This is a genomic window from Anaerofustis stercorihominis, from assembly GCF_024623185.1.
Taxonomy (GTDB): Bacteria; Bacillota; Clostridia; order Eubacteriales; family Anaerofustaceae; genus Anaerofustis.
The window spans coordinates 75,322-81,321 of the sequence record NZ_JANJZK010000011.1 but is presented as its reverse complement, the minus strand read 5'-3'; the positions used below and the strand labels follow the sequence as shown (position 1 = coordinate 81,321).

Below are 6,000 nucleotides of genomic sequence, written 5' to 3'. Positions count from 1 at the left end.
CCATTTTTTGGACGAGCAAAAAATGGCGGGTCTTAGAGTGGAACCCTAAAAAACTACGTTTGAGTGGAGTCCTTTAATCCATTTTGTGACTATTGCAAGACTTCAAGGAAGGCTTGCTAAAATTTACTTTGGTAAATTTTAGATGTGTGAAACACATTCAATAACATGAGCAAATTTGCTTTAAGCAAGATTTGCGAATTAAACTTAGAAAAAATATTCGCGGGTCTTAGGGTGGAACCCTATAGAATTTATGGGAATAATTTTAACTTAATTTACCAATACTATCCTTATCAAGTGTATATATAAGGATTTATGAATATATTTGATTGTTATTGATTATTTTTGATTAAAAATGATTGACAATGAAAATACTTAGTGTTATCATACACCTATAAAAAAGGAAGTGATGATATGTTGACCGAAAAAAGATATGAAAAAATTTTAGAAATGCTTAACGAAAAAAATGTTCTTACAGTAAAAGAAATCACACAAGCACTTAACTCCTCCGATGCAACGACAAGAAGAGACTTACAAGCTCTCGACAGCATGAACAAACTTAAGAAAGTCCATGGGGGAGCGGCTAAAATCGAAAACAGCAGTTTTATAAAAAAAGAAGAAGATATTATTACAAGAGAAAATATAAACAAAGAAGAAAAAGACAAAATAGGGAAAATGGCGGCAAGCCTTATCGAAGAAAACGACTTTGTATATTTAGACGCGGGGACTTCAACGGGAGCCATGCTTAAATATATCACACCTAAGAATGTTACTTTCGTAACGAATGGATTATATCACGCTCTCACCCTCTCCAAAATGGGTTACAAAGTATTCATCACATCGGGAGAAGCAAGGGAAATCACAGGTTCCATAGTCGGAAGCGAAGCGGTAAAAAGCTTAGTAAAATATAATTTTACCAAAGGTTTCTTCGGAACAAACGGGATTGATATAAAAGCCGGATATACGACGTATGAAGAGAAGGAAGCTTTGATAAAAGGAGCTGCACTAAAAAAATGCAAAGAAGCTTTTATCCTTGGAGATGAATCCAAATTTAACAAGATAGCTCCGATTACTTTTGCAAATTTAAAAGACGCAGTAATAATTACCGCATCTGATGTCAATAATTCCCTTAAGGGCAAAACTAAAATACTGGAGGCACAATAATATGATATACACCGTAACATTTAACCCGGCGCTGGATTACGTAATGCTTCTGGATAAATTTGAAAGCGGAGAAGTAAACCGCTCCAAGGAAGAATTTTTAAATCCGGGAGGAAAGGGTATAAATGTTTCAATGATGTTAAGCGAGCTCGGTGTCGATAACACGGCTATCGGATATATAGCGGGTTTCACGGGAGAAGAGCTCATAAAGAAACTAAAAAAAAGAAATATCAAAACCGACTTTATAACGCTTAAAGAAGGGATGACAAGAATAAACGTCAAAGTAAAGGCGGATATAGAAAGTGAAATAAATGCGGGGGGACCTAATATAACCAAGGAAGATTTGAATTTACTGATGAGTAAATTAGATAAGCTTTCAGATAAAGATATATTAGTCCTTGCCGGAAGTATTCCAAGTTCGGTGAATGACGACATTTATGAACAAATAATGAAAAGACTTAATGAGAAAAAAGTAAATATCGCAGTGGACGCAACCAACGAACTGTTATTAAATGTATTAAAATATTCTCCGTTTCTTATAAAACCAAATCATCATGAACTGGGAGAATTATTTAATGTCATATTAAAGACAGAGGAAGACATAATAACCTATGCTAAAAAGCTTCAGGATATGGGAGCGAGAAATATTCTGGTTTCCATGGCAGGCGACGGAGCGATACTCCTAACTGAAAAAGGAGAAATATTAAAAAGCACCTCTCCAAAGGGAAAAGTAATAAATTCCGTAGGTGCGGGAGATTCAATGGTCGCAGGATTTTTAGCGGGGTATCTTAAAAACAATGACTACTATGAGGCGTTAAAACTGGGCATAGCTTCAGGCAGTGCAAGTGCTTTCAGCGAAAGTATAGCTACAAAAAAAGATGTAGACGCTTTACTGAAATTATTATAAATATTAAGGAGACTAAAATGAGAATAAGTGATTTACTTAGAAAAGAAGGAATTGCATTAAATCCCGATGTAAAAGACAAATCGGGAGCTATTGACTTCTTGGTAGATTTAATGGATAAAAGCGGAAGATTATCCGACAAAGAAGAATACAAAAAAGGAGTTTTGGAAAGAGAAGCTCAGGGAACAACAGGTATCGGAGAAGGCGTTGCCATTCCTCATTCCAAAAATAAAGCTGTAAAAGAAGCGGGACTAAGCGCAATGGTATTGAGGGATGGGCTGAATTTTCAGTCGCTTGACGCTCAACCTGCATACCTATTCTTTATGATAGCCGCTCCCGACGGAGAAAACAATGTTCATTTGGAGGTATTGAGCAGATTATCCACACTGCTTATGGATGAAAACTTCAGAGCAAGTTTAATAAATGCAAAAAATAAAGATGAATTTTTGGCTATGATTGATAAAGCAGAAAAAGAAAAATTCAAAGAAGAAAAGACGGAAGAAAAAGCCGAAAGCAATAAGGAAGATGACGGATATTTTGAAGTCCTTGCGGTAACAGCATGCCCGACAGGTATCGCCCATACTTACATGGCTGCGGAAGCTATGGAGAAAAAAGCAAAAGAAATGGGCATTAAATTTAAAGTTGAAACAGACGGTTCGGGGGGAGTTAAAAATAAACTTACAAAAGATGAAATAGAACATGCAAAATGTATTATCGTAGCAGCTGACAGAGAAGTGGAAATGGCTAGATTTAACGGCAAAAAGGTCATTCAAACGAAAGTTGCCAACGGTATCAACAAGGCGGAAGAACTGCTTACCGACGCAATCAATGAAAAAGCACCTATTTATGAAGGCGGCGGAGAAGTAACAGAAGACGACGGTGCAAACGAAAGTATAGGAAGACAGATTTATAAGCACCTTATGAATGGAGTTTCACATATGCTTCCATTCGTAATCGGCGGAGGTATATTGATCGCTCTTGCATTCTTATTCGACGATGCCAGTCTCGGTGCAAAAACCTTCGGTTCAAATACACCATTTGCTGCATTCCTTAAAACTATCGGAGACACTGCATTCGGATTTATGTTACCTATCCTTGCGGGATACATCGCAATGAGTATAGGTGACAGACCTGCACTCGTTACAGGCTTTGTAGGCGGAGCAATTGCAAACAGCGGAGGCTCCGGATTTTTAGGAGCACTACTTGCGGGTTTCATTGCAGGATATTTGATGGTATTCTTAAAGAAATTATTCTCCAAACTTCCAAACAGTTTGGAAGGAATGAAACCTGTTCTGATATATCCGTTACTAGGGGTATTATTGATCGGAGCGATAATGACATTCCTTGTAAACCCTCCGGTATCTATCCTTAACGCTTCGTTGACAAATGGACTTAAAGTTATGGGAGAATCATCAAAAGTCGTACTCGGAATAGTTCTGGGTGCTATGATGTCTATTGATATGGGCGGTCCGTTCAATAAGGCAGCATATGTATTCGGAACGGCTTCACTAACAACAGGTAACTTTGATATCATGGCGGCAGTTATGATAGGTGGAATGGTTCCTCCACTTGCAATCGCACTTTGCGCTACATTCTTTAAAAACAGATTTTCAAAAGATGAAAGAGGTTCAGCCCTTACAAATTATATTATGGGAGCTTCATTCATCACGGAAGGAGCTATACCATTCGCAGCGGCGGATCCTCTAAGAGTAATACCGTCATGCGCCATTGGAGCCGGTATAGCAGGCGGACTTTCCATGTTATTCGGCTGTACCCTAAGAGCACCTCACGGAGGACTATGGGTAACAGCAATCATCGGAAATCCATTATATTACTTGGCTGCTCTTGCAGCAGGTTCATTAGTCGGAATGGCACTTTTAGCCATACTGAAAAAACCTGTTCATGATAAATAAAACCCTTTTTAAAAAGTCCGATCTTACCCGTCGGGCTTTTTTACTTTATACAAAAAGGCGGGCACTTCCCCTGCAAAGCAGACTCCGCGCCCTTAGTCTATACTTTATATTCACTTTAAATATTGACTTCAAGGCGCGAATTCTCACGATAGTGAGGCGTAGTGCCGAGAAGTCATACAATCCTTAGTATCCTTTGATATAAGCAGCTATGTTTATCATCAATATCAATATCTTCATGAAAATGCCCAAAGAAATGCTTCTTATATTCACACATATCCTCCACATCTTCCAAATATTTATTTAGCTTATACTCATCCTTGATTGCCTTTTTAAATATATCCCTGTTTATAAAATACGGAGCAGTATGACTTATTATATAATCCACCTTAAAATCATTTAATTTTAAATTTCTGAGACCTTCATCATATTCTTTCTTACTTGGCATTTCTTCTTTCCACCAAGTCCTTCCCGGGTCTCTTATACTCTTATCAATGGAATTACCTCCGCCGAAAGTAAAGAACTTATTTCCTTCGATATCGAATACTTGTCCTCGCATAAGATGAATAACACTGTCTTTGATAAACTGTACTTTACCGCCGTGCCAGTTTTCTATCTTATAATTTTTAAGAAGAGTATAGTTCTCGTGATTACCGTCCACCCAAAGTGTTGTAAAGTTCTTATTTTCAAGTTTATTCAAATAATAATTATCGCCTCTTCCATTCCCCCAAACGCCTCCGAAGTCACCGCATATGATAACATAATCATGCTTAGTTAAATTTTTCTGTTTCGTAAAAACATCGTCATCAAGTTTATGGATGTCGATAGGAATATGTGTATCACCCGTTACATAAATCATAATCATCACCTAAAATAATTATAGCATAATTTATAAAATAACATCACAATATAATGTATGTAAAGATAAATTTTGATGATATAATAAGTCGTAATATAAATTTAGAAAGAGGACATCATGAAAGAAAAAATCATAATATCAGATAAAAATAAAGGCGTATTTTTTATAGTACTTTCTGCATTCTGCTTTGCACTTATGAATGTATTTGTAAGAATGGCGGGAGACCTGCCATTTATACAAAAGAGCTTCTTCAGAAACTTTATAGCGTTTTTTATAGCTTTAATATTAATGAAAAAACAAGGGATAAAGATTTTTATGTCCAAAGGCTCAAGAGCGGATTTAGTATTACGTGCTACATTCGGTACAATAGGAATATTTTGTAATTACTACGCTATAGACCACATGCTCGTAAGTGACGCTTCAATGTTAAATAAATTATCACCCTTTTTTGTAATAATATTTTCTTATTTTATTTTGAGTGAAAAAATCAAACCCTTTCAAGGTCTATGCGTTTTCATCGCATTTTTGGGAACGTTATTCGTCGTTAAGCCCGGGTTTACGGGAATGCCTATATTTCCGTCTTTAATAGGTATCATGGGAGGTATGTGTGCGGGTATAGCGTATACTTACGTTAGAAAGCTTGGTACAAAAGGGGTCAAAGGTCCCTTTATAGTATTCTTTTTTTCACTGTTTTCATGTCTGGTATCTCTTCCATACTTGATATTTGAATTCACACCCATGAGTTTATATCAGATATCCATACTGCTTTTAACGGGTCTGGCTGCTTCGGGAGGACAATTTTTTATAACGGCTGCTTATACTCATGCACCTGCAAGTGAAATATCAATTTATGATTATTCTCAAATCATATTTGCTACGATTTTATCTTTTCTGCTACTCGGACAAATACCAGACTTTTATAGCATTATAGGTTATATAATAATATGCATTGCCTCGGTAATAATGTTTTTATATAACAATAATAAAATATTAAATAACAAATAGATTATTAATAAAGAATATGAATTCATATCTTATTTTGGAATTTTTTTCTAAAAAGTATGGACATTTGTAACAAAATAATATAAAATATATTCGTACACTTGACAAACATAAATGTTTTTCTTAAAATAAAAACACCCCAAAAAGGCTTATAACAACGTCGTTAT

Annotated in this window: 5 protein-coding genes; 4 read left to right on the top strand and 1 reads right to left on the bottom strand. The window is 36.0% G+C overall.

Annotated elements, in window-relative coordinates:
- The first annotated feature begins 411 nt into the window (after positions 1–411).
- The 3 genes from NSA01_RS07705 to NSA01_RS07695 are packed head-to-tail and all read left to right on the top strand — an operon-like array spanning position 412 to position 3,975.
- Positions 412–1,161: a DeoR/GlpR family DNA-binding transcription regulator gene (locus NSA01_RS07705; RefSeq protein ID WP_257480901.1), complete on the top strand. Its 750-nt coding sequence runs from the start codon at positions 412–414 to the stop codon at positions 1,159–1,161.
- A gap of 1 nt (position 1,162) precedes the next feature.
- Complete coding sequence (gene pfkB / locus NSA01_RS07700) at positions 1,163–2,065, top strand: 1-phosphofructokinase (protein WP_257480900.1); 903 nt, start codon at positions 1,163–1,165, stop codon at positions 2,063–2,065.
- Between the two features lie 17 nt (positions 2,066–2,082).
- A complete protein-coding gene (locus NSA01_RS07695) occupies positions 2,083–3,975 on the top strand; it encodes a PTS fructose transporter subunit IIABC (RefSeq protein WP_257480899.1) in 1,893 nt (630 codons plus the stop codon).
- A gap of 172 nt (positions 3,976–4,147) precedes the next feature.
- On the opposite strand, the gene NSA01_RS07690 is transcribed toward NSA01_RS07695, so the two are convergent.
- Entirely contained in the window at positions 4,148–4,831 is a 684-nt protein-coding gene (locus tag NSA01_RS07690) for a metallophosphoesterase family protein (RefSeq protein ID WP_257480898.1), read from the bottom strand.
- 117 nt (positions 4,832–4,948) lie between these two features.
- On the opposite strand from NSA01_RS07690, the gene NSA01_RS07685 reads away from it, so the two are divergent.
- A complete protein-coding gene (locus NSA01_RS07685) occupies positions 4,949–5,836 on the top strand; it encodes a DMT family transporter (RefSeq protein WP_257480897.1) in 888 nt (295 codons plus the stop codon).
- Positions 5,837–6,000 lie beyond the last annotated feature (164 nt).